The organism is Hypnocyclicus thermotrophus (assembly GCF_004365575.1).
In the GTDB taxonomy this organism is placed as follows: Bacteria; Fusobacteriota; Fusobacteriia; order Fusobacteriales; family Fusobacteriaceae; genus Hypnocyclicus; species Hypnocyclicus thermotrophus.
Window position 1 is genome coordinate 42622 of the sequence record NZ_SOBG01000008.1, and the last position, 26644, is coordinate 69265.

Annotated in this window: 29 protein-coding genes; 17 read left to right on the top strand and 12 right to left on the bottom strand. The window is 25.6% G+C overall.

The genetic code is table 11. The features are described 5' to 3' along the window. Positions 1 to 152: 152 nt before the first annotated feature. From EV215_RS08725 to EV215_RS08790, 14 genes are all read left to right on the top strand, one after another. Positions 153 to 722: a hypothetical protein gene (locus tag EV215_RS08725; RefSeq protein ID WP_134113628.1), complete on the top strand. Its 570-nt coding sequence runs from the start codon at positions 153 to 155 to the stop codon at positions 720 to 722. After that, entirely contained in the window at positions 712 to 1419 is a 708-nt protein-coding gene (locus EV215_RS08730) for a DUF6941 family protein (RefSeq protein ID WP_134113629.1), read from the top strand. The genes EV215_RS08725 and EV215_RS08730 overlap by 11 nt, the downstream gene beginning before the upstream one ends. 130 nt (positions 1420 to 1549) lie before the next feature. Continuing rightward, the gene (locus EV215_RS08735) at positions 1550 to 2473 is read left to right on the top strand and encodes a DUF1385 domain-containing protein (RefSeq protein ID WP_134113630.1); all 924 of its coding nucleotides are present in this window, start codon (positions 1550 to 1552) and stop codon (positions 2471 to 2473) included. Continuing rightward, entirely contained in the window at positions 2473 to 3549 is a 1077-nt protein-coding gene (prfA, locus tag EV215_RS08740; RefSeq protein ID WP_134113631.1) for a peptide chain release factor 1, read from the top strand. The genes EV215_RS08735 and prfA overlap by 1 nt, the downstream gene beginning before the upstream one ends. A 48-nt stretch (positions 3550 to 3597) precedes the next feature. Beyond that, the gene (prmC, locus tag EV215_RS08745; protein WP_134113632.1) at positions 3598 to 4734 is read left to right on the top strand and encodes a peptide chain release factor N(5)-glutamine methyltransferase; all 1137 of its coding nucleotides are present in this window, start codon (positions 3598 to 3600) and stop codon (positions 4732 to 4734) included. Further along, on the top strand, positions 4734 to 5759 hold the full coding sequence (queA, locus tag EV215_RS08750; RefSeq protein WP_134113633.1) for a tRNA preQ1(34) S-adenosylmethionine ribosyltransferase-isomerase QueA: 1026 nt from the start codon (positions 4734 to 4736) through the stop codon (positions 5757 to 5759). Before prmC ends, queA begins: the two co-directional genes overlap by 1 nt. 12 nt (positions 5760 to 5771) lie before the next feature. Then, complete coding sequence (locus EV215_RS08755) at positions 5772 to 6008, top strand: hypothetical protein (protein ID WP_134113634.1); 237 nt, start codon at positions 5772 to 5774, stop codon at positions 6006 to 6008. Positions 6009 to 6076: 68 nt separating this feature from the next. Beyond that, positions 6077 to 6460: a hypothetical protein gene (locus tag EV215_RS08760; protein ID WP_134113635.1), complete on the top strand. Its 384-nt coding sequence runs from the start codon at positions 6077 to 6079 to the stop codon at positions 6458 to 6460. Positions 6461 to 6478: 18 nt separating this feature from the next. Beyond that, positions 6479 to 7027 carry a 16S rRNA (guanine(966)-N(2))-methyltransferase RsmD gene (rsmD, locus tag EV215_RS08765; RefSeq protein ID WP_134113636.1) on the top strand — a complete coding sequence of 183 codons (549 nt, stop codon included), beginning with the start codon at positions 6479 to 6481 and terminating at the stop codon, positions 7025 to 7027. Between the two features lie 170 nt (positions 7028 to 7197). After that, a complete protein-coding gene (gene xseB / locus EV215_RS08770) occupies positions 7198 to 7428 on the top strand; it encodes an exodeoxyribonuclease VII small subunit (RefSeq protein WP_306767501.1) in 231 nt (76 codons plus the stop codon). After that, positions 7428 to 8321: a polyprenyl synthetase family protein gene (locus EV215_RS08775; RefSeq protein WP_134113638.1), complete on the top strand. Its 894-nt coding sequence runs from the start codon at positions 7428 to 7430 to the stop codon at positions 8319 to 8321. The genes xseB and EV215_RS08775 overlap by 1 nt, the downstream gene beginning before the upstream one ends. 14 nt (positions 8322 to 8335) lie before the next feature. After that, the gene (hydF, locus tag EV215_RS08780) at positions 8336 to 9562 is read left to right on the top strand and encodes a [FeFe] hydrogenase H-cluster maturation GTPase HydF (protein WP_134113639.1); all 1227 of its coding nucleotides are present in this window, start codon (positions 8336 to 8338) and stop codon (positions 9560 to 9562) included. 18 nt (positions 9563 to 9580) lie between these two features. Continuing rightward, positions 9581 to 10183, top strand: a complete 603-nt coding sequence (ruvA, locus tag EV215_RS08785; RefSeq protein WP_134113640.1) for a Holliday junction branch migration protein RuvA — start codon at positions 9581 to 9583, stop codon at positions 10181 to 10183. A gap of 8 nt (positions 10184 to 10191) precedes the next feature. Further along, positions 10192 to 11091: a cation diffusion facilitator family transporter gene (locus EV215_RS08790; RefSeq protein WP_134113641.1), complete on the top strand. Its 900-nt coding sequence runs from the start codon at positions 10192 to 10194 to the stop codon at positions 11089 to 11091. A gap of 34 nt (positions 11092 to 11125) precedes the next feature. Here the strand turns inward: EV215_RS08790 and pgmB are convergent, their stop codons facing one another. The 5 genes from pgmB to EV215_RS08815 all read right to left on the bottom strand — a co-directional run bounded on the left by pgmB (position 11126) and on the right by EV215_RS08815 (position 17606). After that, positions 11126 to 11776, bottom strand: a complete 651-nt coding sequence (gene pgmB / locus EV215_RS08795; RefSeq protein ID WP_134113642.1) for a beta-phosphoglucomutase — start codon at positions 11774 to 11776, stop codon at positions 11126 to 11128. Between the two features lie 10 nt (positions 11777 to 11786). Continuing rightward, positions 11787 to 14039 (bottom strand): glycoside hydrolase family 65 protein, encoded by a 2253-nt coding sequence (locus EV215_RS08800; protein WP_134113643.1) that lies wholly within the window; start codon positions 14037 to 14039, stop codon positions 11787 to 11789. Positions 14040 to 14335: 296 nt separating this feature from the next. Next, positions 14336 to 15661: an ABC transporter substrate-binding protein gene (locus tag EV215_RS08805; RefSeq protein ID WP_134113644.1), complete on the bottom strand. Its 1326-nt coding sequence runs from the start codon at positions 15659 to 15661 to the stop codon at positions 14336 to 14338. Between the two features lie 66 nt (positions 15662 to 15727). Next, on the bottom strand, positions 15728 to 16597 hold the full coding sequence (locus EV215_RS08810; protein ID WP_134113645.1) for a carbohydrate ABC transporter permease: 870 nt from the start codon (positions 16595 to 16597) through the stop codon (positions 15728 to 15730). Then, a complete protein-coding gene (locus tag EV215_RS08815; protein WP_134113646.1) occupies positions 16590 to 17606 on the bottom strand; it encodes a carbohydrate ABC transporter permease in 1017 nt (338 codons plus the stop codon). Before EV215_RS08815 ends, EV215_RS08810 begins: the two co-directional genes overlap by 8 nt. A gap of 245 nt (positions 17607 to 17851) precedes the next feature. Here EV215_RS08815 and EV215_RS08820 point away from each other — a divergent pair, with 245 nt between their 5' ends. Genes EV215_RS08820 through msrC form a run of 3 tightly spaced genes read left to right on the top strand, consistent with a single transcriptional unit; the run spans position 17852 to position 20440 of the window. Beyond that, positions 17852 to 18880: a LacI family DNA-binding transcriptional regulator gene (locus EV215_RS08820; protein WP_134113647.1), complete on the top strand. Its 1029-nt coding sequence runs from the start codon at positions 17852 to 17854 to the stop codon at positions 18878 to 18880. A 12-nt stretch (positions 18881 to 18892) separates the two neighbouring features. Further along, positions 18893 to 19969 carry a GTP pyrophosphokinase gene (locus tag EV215_RS08825; protein ID WP_134113648.1) on the top strand — a complete coding sequence of 359 codons (1077 nt, stop codon included), beginning with the start codon at positions 18893 to 18895 and terminating at the stop codon, positions 19967 to 19969. A gap of 9 nt (positions 19970 to 19978) precedes the next feature. Next, complete coding sequence (gene msrC / locus EV215_RS08830) at positions 19979 to 20440, top strand: free L-methionine (R)-S-oxide reductase MsrC (RefSeq protein WP_134113649.1); 462 nt, start codon at positions 19979 to 19981, stop codon at positions 20438 to 20440. A gap of 37 nt (positions 20441 to 20477) precedes the next feature. On the opposite strand, the gene EV215_RS08835 is transcribed toward msrC, so the two are convergent. The 7 genes from EV215_RS08835 to csrA form a co-directional block, all read right to left on the bottom strand. Next, the gene (locus EV215_RS08835; protein ID WP_134113650.1) at positions 20478 to 22310 is read right to left on the bottom strand and encodes a methyl-accepting chemotaxis protein; all 1833 of its coding nucleotides are present in this window, start codon (positions 22308 to 22310) and stop codon (positions 20478 to 20480) included. A 144-nt stretch (positions 22311 to 22454) separates the two neighbouring features. Further along, positions 22455 to 23513 carry a D-alanine--D-alanine ligase family protein gene (locus tag EV215_RS08840; protein ID WP_134113651.1) on the bottom strand — a complete coding sequence of 353 codons (1059 nt, stop codon included), beginning with the start codon at positions 23511 to 23513 and terminating at the stop codon, positions 22455 to 22457. 19 nt (positions 23514 to 23532) lie between these two features. After that, positions 23533 to 24123 (bottom strand): MarC family protein, encoded by a 591-nt coding sequence (locus EV215_RS08845; protein WP_134113652.1) that lies wholly within the window; start codon positions 24121 to 24123, stop codon positions 23533 to 23535. A 96-nt stretch (positions 24124 to 24219) separates the two neighbouring features. After that, on the bottom strand, positions 24220 to 24678 hold the full coding sequence (accB, locus tag EV215_RS08850) for an acetyl-CoA carboxylase biotin carboxyl carrier protein (protein WP_134113653.1): 459 nt from the start codon (positions 24676 to 24678) through the stop codon (positions 24220 to 24222). A gap of 14 nt (positions 24679 to 24692) precedes the next feature. Then, positions 24693 to 25136, bottom strand: a complete 444-nt coding sequence (locus EV215_RS08855; RefSeq protein ID WP_243832414.1) for an ACT domain-containing protein — start codon at positions 25134 to 25136, stop codon at positions 24693 to 24695. A 65-nt stretch (positions 25137 to 25201) separates the two neighbouring features. Then, positions 25202 to 26296, bottom strand: a complete 1095-nt coding sequence (ychF, locus tag EV215_RS08860) for a redox-regulated ATPase YchF (protein WP_134113655.1) — start codon at positions 26294 to 26296, stop codon at positions 25202 to 25204. 105 nt (positions 26297 to 26401) lie between these two features. After that, positions 26402 to 26638: a carbon storage regulator CsrA gene (csrA, locus tag EV215_RS08865; RefSeq protein WP_134113656.1), complete on the bottom strand. Its 237-nt coding sequence runs from the start codon at positions 26636 to 26638 to the stop codon at positions 26402 to 26404. Positions 26639 to 26644: the final 6 nt, after the last annotated feature.

Consider the following 26644-nt stretch of genomic DNA (forward strand, 5'->3'; position numbering starts at 1 on the left):
TTCTCCTTTTTATTTTTAATAATATTTGATATTATAACAAATTTTAAACTATTTTAAACTATTTTATTTAGAAATATTGTTTATCTATTTTTTATTTTATGCTATAATAAAATTATCTAAAATCCGTACCATTAAAGGAGTTTACGAGCATAATGTTTAAGAATTTTTATTTTTTTATTTTTTTATTTTTTCTAGGTTGTTCCAATGTATCTGAATATAAAAATATTGTTTATAAAGATTATAAGACAAAAAATAATTTTAAAATAAAAAATGACGATATTAATACATACTATAAAAGCAAAAAAAATCTAAACAATTTTTTTATATTACATAAAACAAAAGATAATATTATCCCTATTTTACATATTACATCTAAAGAAAAAAATTGGGTATATCCTAATAAACTTGAGTTTATTTCAGAAGATATTTTTTCAACTTATTTTATTGATATTTCTGAAAATAAATATGATAATGTATTATTATTTAGTAAAACTACTCTAGATTTAAAAACTATTGAAAAATTAGCAATTCCATTATCAGATAGTGAATTTAATACTATTGTAAAATATATTAAATCTATTGATTGTAAAATAAAATTATATAGTGAATATGACAATAGAACTAGTTATATCATCTTATCTGATACCGAAAAAAAAGAAATGATTAAAACTTTTACATTATATAACAAACTAAAAAAAGGAGAGATAACTAATGTCAACTAAATTAAAATATTTTATAGCTGGAGAAGCTGGCGGATTAAACAAACAAACTGGAAGAATAGATATGCATGGAATTTTTGATGTTCTTACATCCCCTATATTTCCTATTGTTATTCCTAATATGGCTATATTAATTGGAATAGAAGCAAATGGAAAAGAACAAACTTTAGAATTAAGATTAAACAGTCCAAAAGACGAATTATTAGGAAAAATACAAGTAACTTTTCCTCCTACATATCCTGGACTTACAGCTAAACAAACTTTAAAACTTGAAAAATTACCTGTTATTTTAAAAGGAAAATACACTGTTGATATATTAGAAGTAAAAGCAAAAGGTGGATATCAATTTATTGCTACAGAAGATTTATTTACGGCTGTATTTCCACCAAAAAGAGAATTTAAAGAAGGAGAAATTGAAGAAATTTTAAAAAGAGATGACGTTATTAAAACTGTTATCACTGATTATAAAGTACCAGACAATGAAAAAGTATTTAAATTCCAATTAAGTCTTGATCCAAATGAAAAATTACCAGAAGGAGTTCAACCATTTCCTCAAGATGATAAGCTTGTTGTAGATGGAAAAGAATATGATTTAACTGGTATCAGAAGAAATGTTGAATGGATGTTTGGTAGAAAGAAACAGCAACCTCAATCAGAAGAAAATGTTGAAACTGAAAATAGTAATAAAAATATAAATTAATATATTCCCTAGTTGAAATTTTCTTTTCAACTAGGGAATTTTTACCTTTTATCAAGTCTTTAAAATCTTGATATTTAAGCATATTTATGATATAATTTATAGACAAATTTAAAGAAATTAAGGTGATTTAATGAATGAAAAAAAAGTGAAAAATGTTGGTGGCCAAGCTGTAATTGAAGGTGTTATGATGAAAAGTCCTGATAGAATAGCTACCGCTGTAAGAAGGTCTAATGGTGAAATAGTATATAAAGTTAAAGAGTTAAGTAAAAATAATAAATTTTTATCTAAAATACCTTTTATAAGAGGTGGTTTTATTTTAATTGAAAGCTTATTTGTCGGTATAAAAGAACTTACTTTTTCTGCAAATCAATTTGAAGAAGAAGAAGAAGATTTATCTGATTTTCAGCTTGCTTTAACTGTTTTTGTTTCAATGAGTTTAGGTGTAGGTTTATTTATTCTTTTACCTTCATTTATTAGTAATTTCATTTTTCAAAATAGTTTATCCTCTGCAAATATTTTAGAGGCAATTTTAAGAATGATATTTTTTATTGTATATATAAAATTAATATCTTTTTCAAAAGATATTAAAAGAGTGTTTCAATATCATGGTGCAGAACATAAATCTATTTATACTTTTGAAAATAATGAAAAATTAACAAAAGAAAATGCAAAAAAATATACAACTTTACATCCTAGATGTGGAACATCATTTTTATTAATAGTAATGATAATAAGTATTATTATATATTCGCTCGTAGATATATTTTTACCTACTCCGGATACACTACTTATGAAACAAGTAATGAAATTATCTACTAGAATATTACTTTTACCTTTTGTAGCTGGAGCTTCTTATGAATTTCAAAAATATACAAGTAGACATTTAAAAAATCCAATTATACGATTACTTGCTGCTCCAGGATTAAAATTACAAAATATTACTACAAAAGAACCTGATTTTGACCAACTAGAAGTTGGTGTCGTTGCTTTAAGAGCAGCTCTTGGGGAAACTATTGAAAATGCTAAAGATATAACAGAGGAGGAACTACAATAATGTTTAATAAACTAGAAGAAGTTGTAAAAAGAAGCGAAGAGCTTACTGCATTATTAGGAACGCAAGAAGTAGCTAGTGATCCAAAAAAAATGATGGAATATAACAAGGCTCTTTCAAGTATGAGTGAAATTGTAGAAAAATATAAAGAATATAAAAAAATAAAATCTGATTATGAAAGTCTTAAAAATGATCTTCATTCTGAAAAAGATCCTGATATGAAAGAAATGATACATGAAGAAGTAAAAGAATTAGAAGCTAAAATCCCAGAATTAGAACAACAATTAAAAATCTTATTACTTCCAAAAGATCCTAATGATGATAAAAATGTTATCATTGAAATAAGAGGTGGAGCTGGTGGAGATGAAGCAGCTTTATTTGCAGCAGATTTATTTAGAATGTTTACAAGATATGCTGAAAGACAAAAATGGAAAGTTGAAATAATAGATAAAAGCGAAATTGGTGTTGGTGGATTAAAAGAAATCATATTCTCTATAAATGGTAAAGGTGCTTACTCAAAATTAAAATTCGAATCTGGAGTTCACAGAGTGCAAAGAGTTCCAGAAACTGAATCTCAGGGTAGAGTACATACCTCTACAGTTACAGTAGCAGTTTTACCAGAAGTAGAAGATGTTGGAGAAGTTGAAATAAATCAAAGTGACCTTAAAATAGATACATATAGAGCAAGTGGTGCTGGAGGACAACATGTAAATATGACAGATTCAGCTGTTAGAATTACACATCTTCCTACTGGAATTGTAGTATCATGTCAAGATGGTAGATCACAATTAAAAAATAGAGAACAAGCTATGAAAGTACTTGCTACAAAACTTTATGAAATAGAACTTGAAAAACAAAGAAGTGCTGTTGATAGTGCTAGAAAACTACAAGTTGGTACAGGTGCTAGATCAGAAAAAATAAGAACATATAATTTTCCACAGGGTAGAGTTACTGATCATAGAATAAAATTAACTCTTCACAAATTAGATGCTATTCTTGACGGTGATTTAAACGAATTAATAGATGCATTAATTACTTATGATCAATCTGAGCAATTACAAAATTTAGGTGAAGAATAAACCACAGGTATTTCCTGTGGTTTGTTATTTGAAAACTGAGGTAAAATAATGAATAAACTTATCGATATATTAAATTTTTCTACAGAATATTTAACTAAAAAAAATATTTCAAATCCTAGACTAAATGCCGAAAAAATTATTTCTGAAGTTTTAGGATTAGATAGAATTATGCTATATGTACATTTTGAAAGACCTATAAATACTCAAGAAAAAGAAAAAATAAAATCTTTTTTAAAAAAAATTAGTATGGATAATCATTCTAAAAATTTAGAAAAAAAAGAAACTTTAAACTCTGAAATCTTTTTAAACACTCAATCTAATAAAAAATTTAAAGAACAAAACAGCTTTATTTTTAATGAAAGTATTGAATATCTAAAAAAATATGATATTAAAAATGCTAAACTAGAAGTTGAACTTATTTTTTCTCATATTCTAAAAATAAACAGAATGTTATTATCTTTAAATTTTAATAAAAAAATTTCTAAAGAAAATTTAGACAAAATAAAAATTTTATTAAAAAAACGTGCTAAAGAAAAAATTCCAATACAATATTTATTAGGATTTGAAGAATTTTATGGCTATAAATTCATTGTAAATAAAAATGTTTTAATTCCTAGGCCAGAAACTGAATTATTAGTAGAAGAATGTATTAATCTTTTAAAAGATATAACAGAACCTAAAATTCTTGATATTGGATGTGGTAGTGGTGCTATATCTATTACTCTTGCAAAAGAATTACCAAACTCTAAAGTGATTGGTATTGATATTAGTAAAGAAGCATTAATAGTAGCTGAAGAAAATTGTATATTAAATAATTGTGAAAATTTAAAATTTATAAAATCCAATATTTTTGAAAATATTAAATATAAAAGTTTTGATTTAATAGTTTCAAATCCTCCTTATATCCCTAATTATGAGTATAAAGAATTGCAACCCGAGGTGAAATTACATGAACCAAAACTAGCTCTTGTTGCTGAAAATAATGGATATTATTTTTATGATAAAATATCTAGTGAAGCAAGAACTCATCTAAAAAATGGTGGTCTTTTAGCATTTGAAATGGGGTATAATCAAAGTGAGAAAATAAAATCTTTTTTAAAAAGAGATAAATATAAAAATATTAAAATAAAAAATGATTATAATAATATACCTAGAATGATATTTGCAAAAAAAGGAGAAATTTAATGAATATAAAAGATTTTGACTATCATCTACCAGAAGAATTAATAGCGCAAAAGCCTATTAATCCAAGAGATAATTCAAAGCTTATGATAGTAGATAAAAGAAATAAATTGATTGAACATAAAATTTTTAAAGATATTATTGATTATCTTAATCCAGGGGACGTATTAGTTAGAAATTCTACAAAAGTTATCCCTGCTAGACTCATTGGAAAAAAAGAAACTGGTGGTGTTTTAGAACTTTTTTTATTAAAAAGAATTGATTTAAATAAATGGGAAGTTCTTTTAAAACCTGCTAAAAAACTAAAACTTGGACAGAAATTATATATTGGTAAATTAAATGAATTAGTAGCTACTTTACTTGAAATAAAAGAAGACGGTAATAGGATAGTAGAATTTAAATATAATGGAATATTTGAAGAAATTTTAGATAAATTAGGTGAAATGCCTCTTCCACCTTATATAAAAGAAAAATTAGAAGAGCAGGATAGATACCAAACTGTTTATGCTCAAAAAGGAGAATCAGTAGCTGCTCCAACAGCTGGTCTTCATTTTACAGAAGAATTATTAAAAAAAATAGAGGATAAAGGAATTGAAGTAGTAGATATATATTTAGAGGTAGGTTTAGGAACTTTTAGACCCGTACAAACTGATAATATATTAGAACATAAAATGCATAGTGAATTTTTCGAAATTCCAGAAAAATCCGCTAATATTATAAATAAAGCTAAATCTGAAGGTAGACGAATTATTGCTGTTGGTACAACAAGTGTACGAACTTTAGAATCTTCTGTAGATGAAAATGGTAAAATTATTTCTCAAAAAAATAATACAGAAATCTTTATTTATCCAGGATACAAATTTAAAATAGTAGATGCTTTAATTACAAATTTTCATTTACCAAAATCTACTCTTCTTATGCTAGTATCAGCTTTTTCAAATAAAGATTTTATGATGAGAACTTATAAAAACGCTGTTGAAAATAAATATCGTTTTTTTAGCTTTGGAGATGCTATGTTTATTAAATAGGGAGTGATAAAAATGCCTAGTAAAGAAACTATTAAAATTATCAAAGAAATGAGAAATCTTTATAAAAAACTTATTGAAATACAAAAAGAAATCATCACAAAACTAAAACTTGGAAATCTTAAAAATAGTGAACATATGAAATTAGAATATGAATTAGAACAAAATAAAGAAACTATGGAAAATATTCGAAAATATTTTGCTAAAATTCAATATATTGAAGAAATCAATAAAAGAATGAAAGAAAATTAAATATAATAAAGGCTTTTAATATAAAAACTTTTCAAATAGATAGAAAAGTAAAAAAGGAGGAACAAACTATGAAAAAAATAATTATTATTGGAATAATAATTTTATCATCACTAACATATGCAATGAATTTAGATGTTGAGGCTCTTCTTTATAAAAATACTGAATTTAAATTAGCTTCTGATTTAATAAATTTATCATCAAGTGATAGTATCAATTTTAGTTTAGGAGCTGGCTATTTATCTAGCTCATCTACAGGATTTGCTACATTAAATATGCTTACTGATTATAATACTTTTATAAATGGTCAAATTGCTCTTAGAATTGGTTCTACTTTTACATCATCTCTTTATCTAGCTACTGATATATCTTTATCTCAAGGAAACTTTGCTCCAATAATTTCTTATAATTTTAATGGTGATGTAATCGGACTTGGGCTTAGACTAAATTTTTAATACAAAAGGAGTTACACTATGAGAATTGTTGCAGGAATTGCTAAAAATAGAAAATTAAAAACTAGAAAAGGTCATGATACAAGACCTACTCTCGAAAAAATAAAAGAATCTTTGTTTTCTATAATATTTCCATATGTGGAAAACAGTAATTTTTTAGATTTATATAGCGGTACAGGAAATATAGCTTTAGAAGCAATAAGTCGAGGTGCTAAAAGAGCTATAATGATAGAAAAAGACCCTGAAGCATTAAAAATAATTATTGAAAATGTAAATAATTTAGGCTTTGAAAACAAATGTAGAGCATATAAAAATGATGTTTTTAGAGCTATTGATATATTGGGTAAAAAAAATGAAAAATTTGATATAATATTTATGGACCCTCCTTATCATGATGAAATATGTGAAAAAGTAATAAAAAGAGTTTTAAAAAATGAACTTTTAAAAGAAGATGGCATAATAATTGCTGAACATTTTATTGCTGAAAAAATGCCAGATTCTATTGGTGAATTGAATAAAATTGATGAAAGAAATTATTCTAAAAAAGTATTAACTTTTTATAGTAGATAATATATACTTAAAAAAATATCTTTATTATAAGGATTTGGAATCCTCATAAAGGATAAATAAACAATCTGAAAAACAATATATTGATTTAAGATTAAAATTTTTGAATAAACTAATAGCAATTAATAAAAAAATAAAAGATTTCAAATCAAAGAGACAGGAGTGTTTTTATATTGGCACGTGGTAAAAGTTTTGAAGATAACTTAAAAGAAATAGACAATCTAATAAATGAAATTGAAAACAATGAAAATCTTTCTCTAGATGAATCAATTAAAAAATATGAAAAAGCTATGAAGTTAATACAAAACTGTAGCCAAATACTAGAAAAATCAGAAGGAAAAGTCCTAAAAATTAAAGAAGAGAACGGAAAATTGATTTTTAGTGAATTTAAAAAGGGGGAATAATGTCTACTAATCTTAAAACTAAATTTGAATATTATAAAAATTTAACTAATACTAATCTTGAAAATTTTTTTAATGAATTAAATTATCCACAAATTATTTCATCAGGAATGAAATATTCTGTATTGAATGGTGGAAAAAGACTTAGACCTTTTTTACTTTTAGCTACTCTTGAAATGTTAAATATTGATATAAAAAAAGGTATTCCTAGTGCTTGTGCAATAGAGCTTATACATTCATATTCTTTAGTTCATGATGATTTACCTGCACTAGATAATGATGATCTTAGAAGAGGAAAACTGACTACTCATAAAAAATACGGAGAAGCAAATGGAATTTTAATTGGTGATGCTCTTCTTACCCATGCTTTTTATCTTTTATCTGAAAAGAATTTAAATATTTTGTCAGCAGATAAAATTGTAAAAATAATCTCATTAACTTCAAAATATGCTGGAATTAACGGTATGATAGGTGGCCAAACCATTGATATCGAATCAGAAAACAAACAAATAGATCTTCCTACTTTGCAATATATTCATACACATAAAACAGGAAAAATGATATTATTGCCTATTGAAATAGCTATAATTATTGCTAATTTAGATGATGTAAAATCTAATGTATTAAAAGAATATGCTGAAATAATAGGCTTAACTTTTCAAATAAAAGATGATATTTTAGATATTGAAGGAGAAATTGATAAAATAGGAAAACCTATCGGTAGTGATTTAGAGCTAAATAAATCTACTTATCCGTCTATTTTTGGACTTGAGAAAACTAAAGAAATTTTACAAGAAAAAACTAAAGAAGCTAAAGAGCTTTTATTAAATACTTTTGGAGAAACTTCTAAAATTTTAATTGAATTAGCTGATTTTATTGCAAATCGTGATAACTAGAAAGAGAGGAAATTATGTCAAATCTAAACAAAACTCCTACGGCGAATAGATTGCATATAGCAATATTTGGTAAAAGAAATATGGGAAAATCTACTCTTATTAATGCTCTTACTAATCAAAATATCGCTATTGTATCTGATTTTGCTGGGACAACTACGGATCCTGTTTCTAAAGCAATGGAAATATTACCTATTGGTCCTTGTGTTATTATAGATACTGCTGGTATTGATGATGTAGGAGAACTCGGAAATCTTAGAATACAAAAGTCTATCGATGTAATTAAAAAAACAGATATAGCGTTGTTAGTAATAGATTATAATGGCTTTAATAATTTTGATTATAAAATAATGGAACTTTTAAAAGAGAATAATACAAAATTTATTGTAGTTGTAAATAAAACAGATATTCAATCTATAAGTAATGAATTTAAAACCGATTTAAATAATTATAAATATATCGAATTATCTGCAAAAAATAAAACTAAAATTAATGAACTAAAAGAACTTATTATAAAACACTCACCTAAAAGTTTTGAACAACCTTCAATTTTAGGAGATCTTATTTCTCCTGGTGATGATATTATTCTTGTGATTCCTATTGATACAGGTATGCCTAAAGGTAGGCTTATTTTACCTCAAGTTCAAACAATAAGAGATATTTTAGATAATGATGGGATAATTCATATAAGTAAAGAACGTGAGCTTCGTTGGACTTTAGAAAATCTTAAAAAAAAGCCAAAATTAGTAATAACCGACTCACAAGAATTTGCTAAAGTTAGTGCGGATACTCCTGACGATATATTACTTACTTCATTTTCTATACTTTTCGCTAGGTACAAAGGAGATCTTTTTGAATTAGTAAAAGGAGCTAAAGTACTTAAAAATCTTAAACCAAATGATAAAGTTCTTATTGCAGAAGCTTGTACTCACCATGCTCAACCTGATGACATTGGAAAAGTTAAAATTCCTCGTTGGATAAAACAAAATATAGAGCCTGAAATAGAATTTGATTTTTGTTCTGGAAGAGATTATCCAAATAATTTAACAAACTATAAATTAGTTATTCATTGTGGTGGGTGTACTTTAAATAGAAAAGAGATGCTTAATAGAATAGAAGCTTCTACAAAAAATGGAGTTCCTATAATAAATTATGGTCTATGCATTGCTACTATTCATGGAATACTTGATAGAGCATTAAAACCATTTGAAGAAGTTTATCTTGAATGGCTTGATTCAGAATAATTATAAAAGGGGAAATTTATGTACGAATATTTATTTGGTAAAATAGTTAAAAAAAAAGTAGATTCAGTAATTTTAGATATAAATAATATTGGCTATAGAATTTATATATCATTAAATACATATGAAAAAATAAGTAATGAAAAAGTAAAATTATATATTTATTCTCATATAAGAGAAGATGCTTATGTTTTATATGGATTTTATAGTGAAACTGAAAGAAATTTTTTTGAAAAATTAGTAAATATAAGTGGTGTTGGTCCCAAACTTGCAATTGCTATTTTATCAACATTTACAGTTAAAGATTTAAAAACAATAATACTCAATAATGATATAAATTTATTAAAAAAAGTTCCTGGACTTGGGCCTAAAAAAGCTCAAAAATTAATTTTTGAAATACAAGATAAAATTGATTATAAATTTAACCTAGAGGAAAATTTTGAAACAAAAGATAGTATCCATATTGAAAATTTAAAAGATGATATTTATTTAGCAATGGAATCTCTTGGATATAATAAAAAAGATATAGACAAATTTATTGATTCTGAAAAAATAAATAATTACAATTCTATCGAAGAAGCAATAAAAGATATTTTAAAAACTATTCAAAGTAAAAAAAGATAGGGGGTACAATGAATATAACTGATAGGAGTAAGGAAGCTAATAGAATTACTATTATTGGTTCTATAGAAAATTTATTCCTTACAATATTTAAACTTTTTGCTGGAGTTATTGGAAATAGTAGTGCTATGTTAGCTGATGGAATACATTCTCTTTCAGATTTTAGTACGGATTTTATAGTTATTCTTAGTTTTATATTTTCAAAAAAACCAGAAGATAAAGACCATAATTATGGTCATGGTAAGATAGAAACACTTTCTACTGCAATTATAAGCATCATATTAATATATGTAGGACTTATGCTTATGAAAACTGGTAGCTTAAAAGTTTATTCTATTTTAAATGGTACTAATTTATCTCCACCAAAAAGTATCGCTGTTTGGGCTGCTTTTTTATCTATTGTAATCAAAGAAATAATGTATCGACAAACTTTATATGTTGCCAAAAAAATAGATAGTTCTATATTAAAAGCCAATGCATGGCATCACAGATCGGATGCTTTTTCATCTTTTGGTACTTTTATTGGGATTGGGATTGCTTTTTTATTTGGTCATAAATGGATAATTTTTGACCCTATTGCTTCTATAATAGTTAGTTTATTTGTTATAAAAGTAGGATTATCTATACTTTATACTACTGTAAATGAATTAATTGAAGGGGCTTTAGATGAAGAAGAGACTAAAAAAATAGAAAATATAATTTCAAGTTGTAATGAAATTATTAATTATCATGATCTTAAAACAAGAAGAATAGGAAATAGTATAGCAATAGAATTTCATATATTAGTTAATAGAAATTATTCTTTTGTAAAAGTACATGATATTACAGAATCAATAGAAAATAATCTGAAAAAAGCCTTTAGTAATCAACATCTATATATATCGATACATATGGAGCCTAGTGAAAAATAATTTTATATAAATAAGGACTTGAAAATTCAAGTCCTTATTTTAATATTTCATCTAAATTAATATCTTTTATCTTATTATATACAAAATCTGCTTTTTTAAAATCCTCTTTTTTACCTATTGCTACACCTAACATTCCAGCACTTTTAGCAGCCTCTATTCCTGCTAGCGCATCCTCTACTACAACACATTTTCCAGGAGAAATATTCAAATTTTTAGCTACATATAAAAATAGATCTGGAGCTGGTTTACTTTTATCTACACTATATCCATCGCCTATAAAATCAAATATTTCTTCAATTCCAAGATTTTTTATAACTGCTTTTGCATTTTTACTTGCAGAACCAAGGGCTATTTTTATATTTTTATTTTTTAATCTATTAAATATCTCTGTAATCCCTTCTATTAAGTCATTTGGAGTAACTTTTTGAATAAGCTGTTTATATCTTTCATTTTTTTCCGTTGCCCATTCTATTAGTTCAATTTCTGATACATCATCTTTTTTATTATATTCCATTATTATTTTTATCGAATCCAGTCTTGAGACTCCTCTAAGTTTTTCATTAACCTCTCTATTAAACAAAAGTCCTTTATCATCACAAAGCTCTTTCCAAGCTAAATAATGATATTCTGCTGTGTCTGTAATAACTCCATCTAAATCAAAAATAAATAGTTCAATATCTCTCATTTTTTCACCTCTATTCTATAGTCGTTTTATTATTGTCTATATATACATCTATTTTATCTCCTGATATTAGTTTTATATCTAACTTTTCTTTATTTAAAATAATCTCTAATTCTCTATGTTTAAAATTAATTTTAAATTTTATTTTATTTATATTATCTGGAAGTAGAGGATTAAAATGCAAATTATTATTTTTTATACGCATTCCTACAAATCCAAATACGACTCCCATCCAGCTACCACCCATAGCTGCTGTATGTATTCCATTTTTAGTATTGTGATGTAAATCGTCAAGATCAAGTCTAGCATTGTTTATAAAATAATCATAAGCTTTTTCTTTTAATCTAAGTCTACTGGCCATAATGCTAAATATACAAGTTGATAGCGATGAATCATGAGTTGTTATTTTTTCATAATATTCGAAATCATTTTTTATAATATCAAGTGTTGTTTCCTCTTCTCTTAAAAAATGAGCTAATATAGTATCTGCTTGTTTACATACTTGATATCTATACAATGTAAGAGGATGATAATGTAAAAGTAATGGATAATTTTCTTTTGGTGTATTTTTAAAATCCCATACTTTTTTATTTAAAAAACTATCATCTTGAGGATGAATATGCAATTTTTCATCAAATGGTAAATACATATTCTCTTTAGCTCTTTCAAATTCTTTTATTTCTTCTTCATTAATTTCTATTTTATTTTTTAATTTTTTAAATTGTTCTTTATTTTCTTTTAGTATTTCCCATGCTAATTTAGTATTTTCAAATAAATATTTTGCCATTATATTGGTATAGTAATTGTTATTTACAATACAAGTATATTCATCTGGTCCAGTTACATCATTTATTACAAATTTTCCTTCTCTATTAAAATGTCCTATATCAAACATAACTCTAGCCGTTTCAAATAAAACTTCAGCTCCATAATTTTGCATAAATTCTTTATCTTCTGTAATTAAATAATATTGAATAAATGAATATGCAATATCTGTATTTATATGATATTGTGCTGTTCCTGCTGGAAAAAATGCTGAACATTCATCTCCATTTATAGTTCTCCATGGATATAATGCTCCTTTTTTATGTCCCATCATTTTTGCTCTATTTCTTGCTTTTTCTAAAGTATTATATCTATACATTAATAAATTTTTAGCTAAGAAACTATTTGTAAACATAAAAAATGGTAAAATATAAATATCTGTGTCCCAAAAATAATGTCCTTCATATCCTTCACCCGATATTCCTTTTGCAGCAATATTTGTATACATATCTTTTCCTACTGATTGTAAAAGTTGATATAAATTATATCTAAGTCCTTCTTGTAGTTTTTCATCTCCATCAATTATAATATCAGATGTTTTCCAAAATTCATTTAAATATACTTTTTGTGCTTCAATATAAAATTCTTTTCCGTTTTTTATTACTTCATTTAATATTTTCAAATTTTCTGTATAATTATTTTCATATCTTAAACTATCAGTAAATACACTATATTTAACAAATTCTACTTTTTCATTCTCTTTTACTTCCAAAGAAAATTTAAAATTGATTTTATCATGTTCTTTTTCAATGTTTAATTGATTTTTTTTATTTACTTCATGTATACAAGAAGTAATTACACTCATATTTGAATGTTTTGTCTTATTCTCTATTATCCCAATATTTTCTTTTACTTCACATTTAACTACATCTAAATGTTTTGCATTTGCTGTCCCTATTCTTGGATCATCACTAGCTGTAATATTTGATACATTACCATCAATTAGTGAAGTGATTTCTATTTCCCCGCTAAAATTTAAAGGAGTTATATTATATTGTATTATAAATAATTCTTCTCTTGTAAATGAAACTATTCTTTTTATATCTATTTTTAATTCTTTTCCACTATTTGATTTCCATAAAATCTCTCTTTTTACATATCCTTCTTTTAAATTCAATTCATTTTTAAATTTTTTGATTTTTCCTTGCAATATTGAAAATTCTTCACCATCAATATTTAATAAAATTGTTTGCACATCTGTGATATTTAATATACTCTGAGAATATTCTGCATAACCATATAGTTTTTCACCATATTGAATATCTTCAGTTTCATAAAAACCATTTATATATATCCCTCTTACTGTTTTTAATTTCCCTCTAAAATCCTCTTCAAATGAATCTCTAACTCCTAAATATCCATTTGCTAAATGAAAAAGCGTCTCATTTAACATAAAATTTTCTTTATCAAAATTTTCTTTCACAATACTCCAATTTAACATTTTTCCTCCTACTTTTATATCTAAAGTTTTCTTAATTATAATTTATTTAAACAAAGATAAGGAATAATAATTTTTTTAATCTTTAAACATATTATTTTATATTTACTAATCATTATAGTTAAATAATTTTTTTAGTTTCTTATAATTCTAAAGCTTTCTTATATTTTTAATTTTATATTCTTTTTTATATAAAATTCTATTTTTTTCTAAATCTTTTAATTAATAAAAAACTTAGAAAAAAATACCTAAGAGAAACTGAATTCTCTTCAGTCTCTCAGAGGTATTCAATTTATTAATTATTTTATTGGATACCCAGTCATATCTTCTAAGTCATATGCTAAGTTTTCTAAAGCTTCCTCTGCTGTAGTTTGGTTATTTAATACTGAATATACAGCTTGATAGAATTTTTGAGATACTTGTGCATAATTTGGTGCAGTAGCTGTAGAAGGTCTAGGAGTTGCATTTGTAAATACATCATATAACGAACCAAAGAATGGAGCTGCCGCTAACACATCTTTATCTTGATATAATGATTTTATAGTTGGATTAAATGATCCTTCTATTGCTCTCATTTTTTGAACTTTTTCTGATGCCATAAATAAAGCTACATCTGCTGCTATTTCTGGATGAGCACTATATTTACTTACAGCTAATTGCCATCCTCCAAGAGCTGCTGCATGTTTCCCACCTTTATCCATTGGAAGTGGAGCTACTCCAAATTTACCTTTAATTACAGAATTATCAGTATTTCCTAATGAATATGCATATGGCCAGTTTCTCATAAATGCTGCATTTCCACCTTGCCAAATAGCTCTTGCATCTTCTTCTTTCATTGATATAACTCCATCTGGAGAAATTGTTCCTATCCATGATTTAGCTCTTTTTAGTGCTTTTATTGCTTTTGGATTATTTACTGTTATTTCTTTTTCTGGACTAATTATTGTACCTGCTCCATGCGAATCTAACCATTCGATTGCATCACAAGTAAGTCCTTCATATGCATCTCCTTGCCATACATATCCCCAAAAATCTTGATTTCCAGCTTTTCTTTCTCCTTCTTGTATAATTTTTGCTTCTCTTTCTAATTCATCCCATGTAGTAGGAACTTCTAAATTATATTTATCTAATAAATCGCTTCTATAATATAATAATCCTGCATCTGTAAACCAAGGAATAGCTACTAATTTACCATCAACTGTATTATTTTGAATGATTGGTTCAAAATGTTTTTTGGCTGCTTCTTTTCCTCCATATTGATTTAAATCTAATAAATGGTCAGCCATATCTCCTGGCCAAATTACATCAATTTGATAAATATCTACTTTTTTTGATTTTGCTTCTAAAAATTGTAAATATAACCCTAATCTATCTGAAGATGAATCTGGGGTATCCCAAAGTTGAATTTCTACATTTGGATGTTCTTTCATGTACATTTCTGCTGCTTTTTTATTAATTTCTAACTCTTGTCCTACTGCACCTGATGCTAAAGTAATTACTACTTTTTCATCTTTCATTTTTGGTTCTTCTGTTTTCTTTTTAAAAAATAATCCTGCTTCTGCCGAAGTTGCCATTGTCCCTAATAATGCCGCTGTCATTAAACCTGTCATTAATTTTTTGTTCATAATGTCCTCCTTATATTTTTTTGTTTATATCAGTTTTCTTTTAGAAAATTATGTTTATTTAACAAATTATCCTTTCACTGCACCTGCTGTAAGTCCCGCAACAATTCTCTTTTGGAAATAAAGAACTAAAATAATTATTGGTATCGTAACGATAACTGCTGCTGCCATTATTTCTCCAAATGGTTCTTGTCTCGAAACTGCACCTGTAAATAATGCTATCGCTACTGGTATTGTTCTTGCGCTTGGCTCTATTGAAGTAAATGTTAATGCAAATAAATATTCATTCCATGCAGCAATAAACGCTAAAAGTCCTGTTGTTACAAGTGCCGGCGCTGTCAACGGTAATAAAATATATTTAAAACTTTGAAATGGTGTAGCTCCATCTACTTGTGCAGATTGCATAAGTTCTACTGGTAATTCTTTAAAAAATGATGTGAGTACCCATGTTGTAAATGGCAATGTAAATAACATATAAGATAGTATCATACTTGCCATTGCTGGTAATCTAAGTGCATTAATTACTGCATATAATCCTGTAAGTACTGTTACTTGCGGAAACATTGTCATAGCTAATATTATGTAAAGAGATGCATTTTTCCCTTTAAATCTAAGCTTTCCTAGTGCAAATGCTGAAAATGAACCAACTGCTAAAGCAAGTAATGTAACCGAAGTTGCAACTATTGTACTATTTAATAATCCTCTTAAAAATGTCCCATCATTAAATATAGATCTATAATTCTTTAAATCAAAGAATATTTTATTTGTCACTGGATCTCTTGGTAAAAATGTTGCTGGTACCATTTGTAATTGAGCTTCATTTTTAAAAGATGAAACTACTGCCCACCAAAATGGAAATAACATATAAAATGCAATAAATATAACTAATATATAAAGTAATAGTTTATTTAAAAATTTTTTTGTTTCTTTATTAATCATTTGCATCAACCCCTAAAAACTTGATATATCCTATTGCAAATCCAAAGATAATAATAAATATAATCACTCCAATAGCTGATGCCATTCCCATATTTTTATATTTTATAAGTTGTGTATAGTTATAACTTGCCATCGAATACCTTCTATCAGCTAATAATACTTGGAATACATCAAATGCTCTAAGTGCATCTAAAGTTCTAAATATAAGCGCCACTGCAATAGTTGGCTTCAATAAAGGCAGTGTTATTGAAAAAAACTGTCTAATCGGACCTGCTCCATCAACTCTAGCTGCTTCATATAATGATGTAGGTATAGTTTGTAATCCTGCTAATAATAACAATGCCATAAATGGTGCTGTTTTCCATACATCAACTGCAATGATTGCTGGAAGTTGTAATGCTTGATCTGTTAAAAATGATGCTTGCCCATCTCCTAAACCCAAATTTGATATAACTGTATTAAATAATCCCGTTCTATTTGCTTTAAACATCCATTCCCAAATTCTAGCACTTACTACTGTTATTACTGCCCACGGTACAAGCATTATGGCTCTCATTGGACCTTTCCCTTTAAAATTTGAGTTTACAACAAGTGCTATAATTAATCCTATTATTAATTCTAATAATACAGACCAAAGAGTAAAATAAATTGTATTTCCTACTGATATTAAAAAGTCAGGATCTGATGCTCCTATTACATAATGAGTATTACCAATATTAAACCTTTTTAACTCTTTATATCTTATTGGTTTTTTTGGAAGAACTTCTCTAGAACTTTGATTCTCGTTTTCTAATTTTTTTATAGTAACTGAAAGTAATTTTTGATAATTTTTTAATCCTATTACTTTTGTTTTTACTGTAGAAGCAAAACGTTTATTTGTAAAACTTGTATAAAAAACATTAAATAGTGGATATGCTGCAATTAAAAGCATTATTAAAAAACTAGGAAAAAGAAGCTTATATGCTAATATTTGTTCTCTTTCAGCTAGAGTTTTCTTAAACTTTCCCATTTGACTCCTCCTTAAATATTTTTTGTGCACACGTTAGCACAACTCTTACATTAGTAACTATACCCCAAAAAAATTATAAAGTCAATATTTTTTTGTTTTTTGTTTTGTTTTTTTACATTTTTTTCTTTTTACGCTTATTTTTTAATTATTTTTTAATTATAAACTTTTATTTTGATTGTTTTTTTTAAAAAAATATAGTATAATTTATTTGTGTGCACAAGTGTGCATAAATATGGAGGTGAAAAATGGCTATAACAATTAAAGATATTGCTAAAATTGCTGGAGTTAGTCATTCTACAGTTTCTCGTAGTTTAAATGACAATCCTAGAATTTCAAAAGCAACAAAAGACAGAATTAAAAAAATTGCTAATGAACTTGGCTTTGAATACAATTCAAATGCAAGAGGCCTTAGCTCTTCAAATATAACAAATACTATAGGAGTTATTTTCCCTAAAACCTTTGATGATGTTGTTTCTGGACTTTTCTTAAATTCAATGGTTAAAAGAGTACAATATAACATTGAAAAAAATAATTTCGATACTATTATTGAATTTGCTGAAAATAGATTTAATAGAAAAAGCAATATTCAGAGATTAATTGATAGAAAAAAAATTGACGGTCTCGTACTTACTACCCCTGAAATTACTCATGATGATTATAAATATATTTTATCCCATAATATTCCTCATATATTTTTACATAATAAACCAAAATATTTTTCTCAAAAATCAACTATAGTTTTTACAGATCATAAAGAAGGTGGTTATCTCGCTACAAACCATCTTATAAAAAATAATCATAAAAATATTCTTACTATTACAGAAAAAGCTCAAGAAATAGAATTCCAAGAAAGATGTCAAGGATATGAAAAAGCATTAAAAGAAAACAATATTAAAATTGATAAAAATCTTATGCTTTATTGTGATATTACTTTTTATGACGGGTATAATATTATTATGGAAAACAAAGATTTATTAAAAAATATTTCGGCAATTTTCTTCCAATCTGATATAATAGCATTAGGAGGTATAAAAGCTCTTAAAGAGTTAGGATATTCTATTCCAGAAGATATTTCTGTAATTGGGTATGATAACTTAGAATTAGGTACTTATTATCATCCTTATCTTACTACTGTGCATCAACCTAAAAATGAGATTGTTGATATTGCTATAGAAAAACTTTTTCATTTTATTAATACAAAAGAAAAAATAAAAAATGAAGAGATTATAGCTGAACCTACTTTAGTTATAAGAGAATCTGTAAAAAAAATATAGTGAGGTTATTTTATGAATATAGATATAGTAGATATTCAAAAAAAATATGAAAAAAATTTCAATGATTATGAAAAATTTGCAAATTTTTTAAAAGAACGGTTAAATTATCTTTTTTTAATTAATAATTTTACACCTGCTAAATTTGAAACTCGAGTAAAATCTATAAAAAGTTTTATCAAAAAAGTTGAAAAAAAATATCCTAAATATAAAGATCCTTTTCATGATATCACTGATATTATCGGACTTAGAATAATAACTTATTATAATACTGAAATTGATGATGTTATTAAAATATTAAAAGATAATTTTGAAATAGACTATGAAAACTCTTCTGATAAAGAAAATCTTTTAGATTATGATAAAATGGGATATATCTCTGTTCACTATGTATGTAAATTTTGTGACAATAATAATAGTTTCCCTTATAAATTTGAAGTCCAAATAAGAAGTTTACTACAACATGTTTGGGCATCTATTGATCATAAACTTCGTTATAAAACATATATAGAAATCCCGAAACAAATAAAAAGAAAACTTTTTAGACTTAGTGCTCTATTAGAAGTAGCTGATAGCGAGTTTACAAGTATAAAAGAAGAAATAGAAATGCTTGAAAAATTTTATGAAAACAAATTTGATAATAAAAAATATAATTTAAGAATTGATATTTCTTCTATTAATTATTATTTGAAATATAATAACGACAGGATTAAAAATATTGCAAAAAATTTTAATATAGAAAGATTCAAATCTTTTGAATCTGCTAAATTAGATAATTTAGAAAGAAAACTTTTACACTTTTTATTAAAAACAAATAGACATTTTATTTATGATTTAGATGATTTTTTAAATATCATTGAATCAAATCAATCATTAATAGCTGATTTATTAGATAACGAAATTATAAAAAAATTAAGTATCATGATTAATTCTAGTTGTTCTTTTTTAATTGCTTTTATTATTTTAATTGATTTAGAGATAGATCGAGTTAAAAAAATATTAAATCTTACAGAGACACAACTATTAAAAATATTAAAGCTAAGAGAAACTCTTAACTCTTTAAAATGTAGAGATATTGTTATAAAAAAATGAGGTGTTAATATGGATAAAAAAAATATATATGAAAATATTTTAGTTTTTATAGAAGGTATAATTGCTGATGAGAAAAATTATATTGCTAATCTTGCTAATATATCTGCTATACTTTTTGAAAATCTTCCTAATTTAAACTGGGCTGGATTTTATTTATATGATGGAAAAGAATTAGTTCTTGGTCCTTTTCAAGGAAAATACGCTTGTATTAGAATTCCTATTGGAAAAGGAGTATGTGGTAATAGTGCAAAAGATAAAAAAACTTATATTATCGACAATGTACATGAATTTAAAGGCCATATCGCTTGTGATTCTGCTTCGAATTCTGAAATAGTTGTCCCTATTATTAAAGATGATAATTTAATTGGTGTTCTTGATATTGATAGTTATAAATTTTCAAATTTCGATAAAATAGATAAATTATACTTAAAAAAAGTTATTGAAATATTTTTAAAATATAGTGAGATTTAAAAAATAAAAAGGCTTCTTAAATTAAGAAGCCTTTTTATTATTGTTTGAATCTATGAAGCATATTATCTAAATGATTTGATGTTTCTGTAAGTTCTGTTGCTCCTTCTCCTAAGGTATTTATTACTTCCGATGTTGACATAACAGCATCATCAATTTCTTTTACTCTTGTATTAATTTCTTCAAATGAGTTTGTTATTTCATTTGAATTGTTAAGTAATTGTCTTAAATCTTCTGTTTGATTAGATATTCCTAAATGAATATCATTTAAATCATTTATTAGTGTCTCAAATGAAGAAACTATTTTTTCTATTGTAGATGATACACTATTTACTTCTTCATTTGTTTCTGATAATTTTTCTACATTTTGATTGGATATGTTTACTGTTTCATCAATTTTTTCAGTTATATGGTTTATTTTCCCTTCTATGTCTTCTGCTGTTTCTCTTGAAGTATTAGCTAATTTTCTAATTTCTTCTGCCACCACTGCAAATCCTTTTCCAGCTTCTCCCGCTCTAGATGCTTCTATTGCAGCATTTAATGCAAGCATATTTGTTTGCTCTGTTACTTTATAAATTTTATTTATAAATACATGTATTTCTGATGATAATTCTTTTAAAATATTTATCTCTTTAGCGCTATTTTTAATATCTTCTCCAATTAATGATATTTTTTCTAATGTTTTTAATAAATTTTTCTTTTCACTTAAAGTTTCTTCTAATACTAAACTATTGTTTGTACTTATATTATCTACTAAACTAAGCATCCCTTGTGCATTTTCTGATATAGCTTTTACTTTATTATCTACTTCGTGTAAATTATTAAATGATACAGATACTGAATCTGATATATTATTTATTGTAGCAGATAATTCTTCTGTTGTAGCAGCTGTTTTTAGTGCTGAATCTGATATATTTCCTGATTGATGTTTTACATTTTTTGATACTTCTTTTATTTCAGCTATAGTTTCTTTTAATGTATCAACCATTGTTTTAAATGATAAAGTTAAAACTCCTGTTTCATTTTTCTCTATTTTTTTAGGAAATACTACTGTTAGATCTAAATCAGATAATTTTTTACCTACAGTTGTTAAATTTTTAAGTGGTTTTGCTATACTTCTAACTAGTATTATAAATACTAGAATAGAAAATAATACTATTACAATTATATATACTCTATTTCTTATTGCTACTGATTTTATTAGCTCAACATTTCCTTCTGAAATACTTTTTACATTATCTATCGTCCAACTATTCTCTTTATTTTTCTTATCTACATATGGAGCTAAAGAATTATATACTGAATCCATACTTATAGCTACTTTTCCCAAATACGTATACTTTTCTTCTCCTAATATTTTCATAAACTCTTTATTTTTTTCTTCTAAAATATTTATTAACTCTTTTGATTTATTTATATTCCCATCATTTATAACTTTTTTCAATTCTTCATTTAAAAGAAAAATTTCATTTCTTATTTCTAATTCTTTTTCTTTTTTTTCTATTAATACGTCTACATTTTTTCTAAGTGATTTTATAACTAAATCTAATGTCCCTTTTAATCCTAAACTATCTGATACTTTATACACATTATCTATATTTTTTTTAAGTTTTTTTATCAACCTATTTTTTTCTTCTTTATTTTCAATATAGATAAATTCATTAGCTGATGCAAACAATTTTATCAATGAATCTTGAATTTTTTTTACTTCTATACTTTCATTTGATATTTGTTTCAATGTTTCTACATTTTGATTTATTTCATCACCTTTTTCTGCAAATAACTTTGTATTTACTGAAAGATTGTACGAAATCCCAGCTAATCCTAAAAAAATAAATAAGAACCCTATAAATAACTTTGTACTAATTTTCATATCATACCTCCTAAATAATATAGCACTCTATATCTATTATATTCTATTTTATCTGCTATTTCAAATTATATATTTTTTTTTATCAAATATTAATTTTTTGTAAATAAAAAAGAGTAAAACTCTTAATTAAGTTTTTACTCTTTTTTATTTAAGATTATTACTTATAAGTATATCAATAAGTTCCGAATATGCTATACCTTCTTTATTCCAAAGTTTTGGATACATGCTTATTTTTGTAAAGCCTGGTAAAGTATTTATTTCATTAACATAAATATCCCCATTTTTACATAAAAAACTATCTATTCTAGCTATATCTTTGCATTCAAGGATTTTAAAAACTTCTTTTGCTATCTCTTGCACTTTATTTACTATTTTTTTTTCTAATTTTGCTGGTATTTCTAAATTTGCACCATTTTCATCTATATATTTAGCTTCATAAGAATAAAATTCATGTTTATCTAAATTTGGAACAATTTCTCCTATTCCACTGGCTAACACTTCTCCATTTTTTTCTAAGATAGCACATTCTATTTCTCTACCTTTTATAAATTCTTCTATAATTATTTTATTATCATATTTAAATGCTTTTTCTATAGATTCCTCTAATTCTTTTTTGTTTTTTGCCTTACTTATTCCTACGGATGAACCCATATTTGCTGGTTTTACAAACATTGGGTATCCTAGCGTCTCTTCCAATTTATTATAGTCAATAAGTTCATATTTTCGTATTGTTATATATTTTGAGGTTTTTATTCCTGCATTTACTAATAATCTTTTCATTATCTCTTTATCCATACCTACAGCAGATCCTAATATCCCTGCTCCTATAAAAGGTATATTTAAAATTCTTAGCATTCCTTGAAGTGCTCCATCTTCTCCTATTGTTCCATGAATTATCGAAAAAACTATATCTATATTTATCTCTTTATAAGTTCTTAAATCTATTAATTTACTATTTTTACCTTTTAAAGAAAATCCTAATTCTATTCCTGTATTTTTTAATTTTATATTTTTAGGATTATTCTCATTTTCTAAAAAATTTTTATTAAATAAAAACCAATTCCCTTTTTTATCTACACCTATAAGTTTTACATCATATTTATTTTTATCTATCGCATCATAAATATTTTTTGCTGATTGAAGTGAAACTTCATGCTCTTGTGATTCCCCACCAAAAATAAGTCCTAATGATATTTTTGACATATCTCCCTCCTAGTAAATTTTATTTTAAAAAATTTGCTACTCCTACTAAAATCATTTGTGCTGACATAGCTGATAAAATAAGTCCTGTAAGTTTTATTAATATATTTAATCCTTTTTGCTTTAATAACTTCTCTATTATATTACTTATATATAATAATATTCCTAATGATACAATTGATAAAATCAATGATATAAATAATAATATTTTTTCACTATATTTTGTAATTTCTGCTCCCATTACAAGTAAAGTTCCTACAGTAGCAGGCCCTACTGCTACTGGAATAGCTAACGGTACTACTGCTATATCTTCTGTTTCTGTATTTGGAGTTTCTATATTTCCCTTTACTAAATTAATTGAAGATAATAAAAGAAGTATTCCAGCTCCTACTCTAAATGAATCTACTGTTATTCCAAATAATTTAAATATTGCATTTCCTGCAATTAATAAAATAACTGTAGTTATAGTTATTGCTATTGTTACTTTTACTGCTAATGCTTTTCTATCATGTTTAGTCCATTTACTTGTTAGTGATAAAAAAGTTGATAAAATAAAAAAAGGTGTTAATATAAAAAACAATTTTAAGTAATTTTCAATTATAATTCTAAACACTTTTCCTCCTTAAATATAAATATTCATATTTTATAAAAATATCTCTTGTTGTCGTAATTACTTAATTTCATTTGATTTTACAAAAAAATAAGAGGCTTATTTTGCCTCAATTAAAAATAGCTTATCTCCTTTTTTTACTGCTTGTCCATCTTCTATAAGAATTTTTACTATTTTTCCTGATATATTTGATTTTACTTCATTCATTAGTTTCATGGCTTCAACAATACAAAGTGTATCGCCTTCTTTTACTATATCCCCCTCTTTTACAAATGGTGCTGCTCCTGGAGAAGGTGCTTTATAAAAAGTTCCTACCATTGGAGATATTATTTCATCATAATTTTCATTATCTTGATCAAGTATTTCTTCTGTTTCTAGGTCATAATTTGTGACTTCTTCTACATATTCAACTTTCTGTGGTACAACTGTCTTTACTACCTCAGAACTACCTCTTTTTAATATTACTTTTGCTTCCTCTGTTTCTAGAATAAATTCAGAAATATTATTTTTTTCCACACTTTTAGCTAGTTCTTTTAAATTTTCAACAGTAATTTTCATAAAAATCCTCCGTTTTAGTTATTTCCAATTATCCTTAAATCTTTCACTCCTTTTATACCTCTTATTTCTTCAAGAGTTATTTCAATATCACGAAGTTTTTCCTCTCTTGCTTGTAGAGATATAGTGGCAGCTGCTAGATTGTCTATTGGTATATTTTGAATAATTGTTAAAATATTCAAATTTGATTCTGCTATTGCATCAAGTATTTTTGATAAAATACCTGGATGATCATCCATAAGTAAATAAAGATTAAAAACTGTATCTCTTCCACTTTCAAAAAATGGTCTAATATAATCTTTATATTTATAATACGTACTTCTACTTATACCAACTCTTTGAATAGCTTCATATTTAGATATTCTTTCACTTTGAATAAGATCATTTACTTCTATAACTTTTTGAATAGAAGTAGGAAGTATCTCTCTATCTACAATAAAATATTCTTTTTTATTTTTCATCATATCACCCTATAGTATTATTTTTTAATACAATACTATCATTTTTTTAATATTTTTTCAAGCTTTTATACATTAAATAAAAATTCCATTAAATCTCCATCTTGTACAATGTATTCTTTTCCTTCTATTCTAAGAACTCCTGCTTCTTGAGCTCCTTTCCAACCTTTATTTTTTATAAAATCATCATATGCTACTACTTTTGCCCTAATAAAACCTTTTTCAAAATCTGTATGTATTTCTGAAGCCGCTTTTGGAGCTGTTGCACCTATTTTTATAGTCCATGCTCTCACTTCTTTTACTCCTGCTGTAAAATATGTTTGAAGTCCTAAAAGTTTATATCCTGCTTTTATTAGTCTATTAAGTCCTGCTTCTTCTACTCCTAATTCTTCTAAAAACATTTGTTTATCTTCTTCTTCCATTTCTGCTAATTCTGCTTCTACTTTTGCAGATACTATAACTACCTCTGAATTCAGAGCTTTTGCATATTCTTTTACTTTATCTACATATTTATTTCCAGTAGCTAAGTCATCTTCTGATACATTGGCAGCAAACATCATTGGCTTTAAAGTTAAAAATTGATATACTTTTATTAAATTATATTCTTCTTCTGTTAATTCAAGTGTTTTTAATAACTGAAAATTTTCTAAATGATTTTTACATTTTTCTAATATTGGCATTATTTGAAGTGCTTCTTTATTTTTAGCTCTTACTAATTTACCATATTTAGTAATTGCTCTTTCTACAGCCTCTAAATCAGATAATATCAATTCTGTGTTTATTACTTCTATATCTCTAATAGGATCTACACTTCCATCTACATGTACTACATTTCCATCATCAAAACATCTTACAACTTGACAAATTGCAGCAGTATTTCTTATATTACTTAAAAACTGATTTCCTAGTCCTTCTCCTTTTGATGCACCTTTTACAAGTCCTGCTATATCTACAAACTCAACTGTTGCATTTACTACTCTTTGTGGATTTATAATTTTAGCTAATTCTTCCATTCTTTCATCAGGTACAGTTACCATTCCTACATTGGGCTCTATTGTACAAAATGGATAATTTGCAGCTTCTGCTGCTCCAGCTTTTGTTATTGCGTTAAAAAGTGTTGATTTTCCTACATTGGGCAATCCAACTATTCCAATACCTATCATTACTTATTTTTCCTCCTAATTTTTTAAAATTACACTAAATATTATCATAAAACACTCTTTTTTGCAATTAATTAAAAAAGTTATATCTAATTATTAGATATAACTTTATTTCTTTTTAAATTTATTAAACAGTCCTGATAATCCTGATATTTCTTTTGGTGTTTCTGCTGCTTTTCTATTTTCTGCTTGAATTTCCTCATAAACTTCTGCTCTGTGTACACTTACACTTCTTGGAGCTTTTATACCTAATTTTACTTGATCTCCCTTTATATCTACTACAATTACTTCTATATCGTCACCTATAATTATACTCTCATTTTTTTTCCTTGATAATACTAACATATCTCC